Origin of the sequence: Streptomyces sp. MnatMP-M17 (assembly GCF_900091995.1) — a bacterium.
In the GTDB taxonomy this organism is placed as follows: Bacteria; Actinomycetota; Actinomycetes; order Streptomycetales; family Streptomycetaceae; genus Streptomyces.
In genome coordinates this window covers 1-4,112 of the sequence record NZ_FMDK01001153.1, presented here as the reverse complement: position 1 = coordinate 4,112, position 4,112 = coordinate 1, and the positions used below count along the sequence as shown (strand labels likewise).

General features: G+C 71.6%; 4 protein-coding genes. 3 read left to right on the top strand and 1 reads right to left on the bottom strand.

All coding sequences use genetic code 11. The features are described from left to right. Positions 1-1,291, bottom strand: a 1,291-nt coding sequence (locus GA0115259_RS37200) for an APC family permease (protein WP_093604954.1), incomplete at its 3' end; no start/stop codon positions are given. Positions 1,292-1,362: 71 nt separating this feature from the next. Here GA0115259_RS37200 and GA0115259_RS37195 point away from each other — a divergent pair. The 3 genes from GA0115259_RS37195 (at position 1,363) to GA0115259_RS37185 (ending at position 4,057) form a co-directional block, all read left to right on the top strand. Further along, a complete protein-coding gene (locus GA0115259_RS37195) occupies positions 1,363-2,370 on the top strand; it encodes a GlxA family transcriptional regulator (RefSeq protein WP_093604952.1) in 1,008 nt (335 codons plus the stop codon). Between the two features lie 80 nt (positions 2,371-2,450). Next, complete coding sequence (locus GA0115259_RS37190) at positions 2,451-3,680, top strand: metal-dependent hydrolase family protein (RefSeq protein WP_093604950.1); 1,230 nt, start codon at positions 2,451-2,453, stop codon at positions 3,678-3,680. A gap of 17 nt (positions 3,681-3,697) precedes the next feature. Further along, entirely contained in the window at positions 3,698-4,057 is a 360-nt protein-coding gene (locus GA0115259_RS37185) for an NIPSNAP family protein (protein WP_093604948.1), read from the top strand. Positions 4,058-4,112 lie beyond the last annotated feature (55 nt).

The window sequence follows — 4,112 nt, the reverse complement described above, 5'->3', positions numbered from 1 at the left end:
GCACGGCGGCCTGCACCTGCCGGCCGGCCCGGCGGCGCCGGTTGATCCGCAGGTAGAGCAGGGCGGCGCCGGCGACGGCCAGCGGCCAGAGCAGATAGAGACCGGCCATGATCAGCAGTGCGGTGACGGCGACGCACGCGCCCAGTGCGGAGGCGCGGCCCTTGGTGCCCTTCGGGAGCAGCTTCACGGCGGCGGCGACGCCGATCGCGTAGACGGCGACGAACGAGCCGGTGGTGAGCAGGACGAGCGGTTCGGTGCCGAGGCCGGAGGCCACCACGGCGAACAGGGCCAGGAAGGACAGGCCGGACACCACGGCGAGGCTGCGGCGCGGCACCTCGCCTGCGACGCTGCCCCGGGACATCCACGCGGGCAGCGCGCCGTCCCGGGCGAGGGCGGCGCCGAGGTTGGCGGCACCGGCGTAGTAGGCGTTCATGGCGCCCGTGGTGAGCAGCAGCGCCGCGCCCGCGGCGAGGTAGCGGGCGTCGCCGCCCAGGCCCGCGGCCATCAGGTCGCCGAGCGGCGCCTCGGACTCCGAGGCCTTGGCGCCGAGGACGACGATGACCGCGAAGGCCACCAGCAGGTACAGCCCGCCCACGATCACGACGGCCGAGTAGGTGGCCCGGGGCAGGTCCCGCGCCGGGCGCTTGAACTCGCCCGCCAGGTGCGTGATCGCCTCCCAGCCCGCGAAGCTCCACACCAGCAGCGCGGCCGCCGGCAGCACCGCGGACCAGCCATGCGGGGCGAACGGTTCGAGGTTGGCCGTGTCCGCCTTCGGCAGCGACAGCGCGACCGCGATCAGCAGCAGCGTGACGAGCAGGCCGGCCAGCATGAACTGGAACCGCCCGGTCACCCGCAGGCCCAGCGAGTTGGCGGCGGTGACGACCACCATCAGGCCGACGGCGGTCACGGTCGTCGTGGTGGTGCCGCCGCCCATCGCGGAGGAGACGTAGGCACCGCCGAAGAGCGCCGCCGCGGCGGCGCCGGGCGGCACGGCGAGGTAGAAGCACCAGCCGACCACGGCGGAGGCACGCTCGCCGAACGCCTTCATGGCGTAGGTGGAGACGCCGCCGGCGTCCGGGTAGCGGGCTCCCAGAGCGGCGAAGGCAGCAGCCAGGGGGGCCGACAGGACGACCAGGGCCAGCCAGGCGAGCAGTGACGCGGGGCCGGCCGCCTCGGCGGCGAGTGCGGGCAGGGCGATGACACCGGTGCCGAGCACGGCGCCCACATACATCGCGGTGCCCTGGACCGCGCTGAGGGTTCCCCCGGAGGGTTCTGTCTTGGCTTCACTCATGCCGACCAGCATCGCCGCGGGCTCTCACCGGCACCATCGGCAGTTTTGACATCGTGCGCTAAATTACCGACATGCGTCCCCACGTGATCGCGCTCGCCATTACGGATGCCACACCGACGTTCGAACTGGCCGTTCCCTGCGAGGTGTTCGGGACCGACCGCTCCGATCTCATCGACCCCTGGTACGAGTTGCGCATGTGCGGGGACTCCTCCGGTCCGCTGCGCACCGCGACCGGCCTGGCCGTGCACACCTCCTACGGCTTCGACGACCTGCTCGACGCCGACACCATCCTCGTCACGGCGTGCGCCCGGCCCGTCCAGCTCGACCCGCCCGCGCGGCTCGTCGAGGTGCTGCGCGAGGCGCACGCCAAGGGCAGGCGGATCGTCTCGATCTGCACCGGCGCCTACGTCCTGGCCGCGGCGGGGCTGCTGACGGGCCGTACGGCGACCACGCACTGGATGAACGCCGGGGACTTCGCCCACCGCTTCCCCGAGGTCGACTTCGTCCCCTCCGCGCTCTACACCGACGAGGGCGACATCCTCACCTCGGCCGGCACCGGCTCGGCCATCGACCTCTGTCTGCACCTGGTGCGTCAGGACCACGGCGCGGCCGTCGCCAACGAGGTGGCCCGCCGGATGGTCGTACCGCCGCACCGCGAGGGCGGCCAGTCGCAGTACACCAAGCCGGTGGTGCGGGCGGAGACGAGCGACGATCTCGCGCCGGTCCTGCAATGGGCGCAGGAGCGGCTGCACGAGCCGCTGACCGTGCCGCAGCTCGCGCGCGCCGCGCACCTGGGCGAGCGCACCTTCGCCCGGCGGTTCCGGGACCGGCTCGGGATCACTCCGCTCCAGTGGCTGCTGCAGCAGCGGGTCCGTCTCGCGCAGGAGCTGCTGGAGACCACGGACGAGCCGGTGGAACAGATCGCGCGCAGCACCGGGTTCGGTACGGCCGCCAATCTCCGCTATCACTTCGGCCGGGTCACCACCGTGTCCCCGCAGACATACCGCCATGTGTTCCGGCACCGGGCCGCACAACAGGCCGGCAATTCCCAGGCCGCGCAGACCGTTCTGACACCCTGAATTCGGCACGGCCGCAGGCGACAACTTGGCCCGCCCGAACACCTGTTGTCGTCGGAACGCCACTTTGATTTGCTCCCTGCATGTTGCAGCGAATCGAAGCGGAACAATTAATTCCCGGCCGTGGCCAGCCGATTCAGAACGGCTGCGTCATATTCGACGAGGAGGCCATCAGTTACGCCGGCCCCCTCGCCGAGGCCCCCGACACACCGGAGGCGGAGACCGTCCGCGCCCGCACCGTGATGCCCGGACTGTGGGACTGTCACGGGCACTTCATGGGGCTGCGGTCGGCCGACCTCTCCCTGCTCCCCCAGGAATCGATCGCCCTGCGGGCGGCCCGGATCACCACCGACCTGCGCAACGCGCTGAACGCCGGAGTCACCTCGGTGCGCGAGACCGGCGGACTCGGCATCCATCTCGTCCGCGCCATCGAAGAGGGCACCGTGCAGGGCCCCTCGATCTACCCGGCCGGCACCACGCTGTCCACCACCGGCGGCCACGCCGACCTGCACAGCTATCCGACGTCATGGGTGGAGGACTTCGGGCACCTCGGCGGTGAGCTGCGGCTGGCCGACGGGCCCGCGGAGTGCGCCCGCGCCGCGCGCGAACAACTGCGCCGCAACGCCAAGCTCATCAAGGTCTGCGCCTCCGGCGGTGTGCTGTCCGAGGTCGACCACCCCATCCACCAGCAGTTCACGAACGCGGAACTGCGCGCGATCGTCGAGGTCGCCGGGATGGCGGACCGGATCGTCGCCGCGCACTGCCACGGCAAGCCCGGCATCATGGCCTCGCTGGAGGCCGGGGTGAAAACGATCGAGCACGGCACCTACATCGACGAAGAGGCCGCCGTGGCCATGCGCGAGTGCGGCGCCATCCTCGTCACCACCCGTACGATCTTCCAGGAACTCCTCGACAACGGTCACATGCTGCCGCCGTACGCCCTGAAGAAGCTCCAGGCCACGGTCGGCCGGCACGCGGAGGCCGTCGCCATCGCCCGAGAGCATGGCGTGACGATCGCCGCCGGCACCGACGTGGCGCTCACCGGCACCGAGATGCCCGACTCCTGGGGCCGCAACGGCCGGGAGCTGCCCCTGCTGGTGAAGTGCGGCCTGACCCCGCTGGACGCCATCGAGTCCGGCACCGCGATCGGCCCCTCCACCCTCGGACCGCAGGCACCGCTCTCCGGTCAGCTGCGCGAGGGATACGACTCCGACGTCCTGGTCCTCGACGAGGACCCGCTCGTGGACATCGAGGTCATCGCACAGCCCGAGCACATCACCGGGGTCTGGAAGGCCGGAGTCCGGGTCAAGTGAGAAGCGAAGGAGACGACATGAGCAGCGCCGACGCGCCATGGCTGCTGGAGATCCGGTTGTTCACCGTGAAGCCGGGCCTTCGGGCGGAGTTCCACCGGATCAGCGAGGAGGGCACGGTGCCGCTCATGCGCGAGTGCGGGATCACCGTGCTCGCAGGCGGCCCCTCCCTGAACGACGAGGACGGCTACTACCTGCTGCGCGCCTTCCGCTCGGAGGAGGAGCGCGTGGAGCTGTCGCAGTCCGTCTACGCCACCGACGTCTGGCTGCAGAAGTACGAGGACGTGGTGCCGCCGATGATGGCCGGCTACCAGACCTCCGTGGTCCCCGTACCGGGCCCGGCGCTGCAGGAGTTCGCCCGGAGCCTCGCCCTCGGCTGACCGGCGCCGACGGCAGCACGACGGCCGCCGCCCCTCGCGGGGACGGCGGCCGTTT

What these genes read in the sequence shown, in the direction of transcription:
- GA0115259_RS37195 (WP_093604952.1), top strand. Translation starts at nt 1,363, where the DNA reads ATGCGTCCCCACGTGATCGCGCTCGCCATTACGGATGCCACACCGACG.
- GA0115259_RS37190 (WP_093604950.1), top strand. Translation starts at nt 2,451, where the DNA reads ATGTTGCAGCGAATCGAAGCGGAACAATTAATTCCCGGCCGTGGCCAG.
- GA0115259_RS37185 (WP_093604948.1), top strand. Translation starts at nt 3,698, where the DNA reads ATGAGCAGCGCCGACGCGCCATGGCTGCTGGAGATCCGGTTGTTCACC.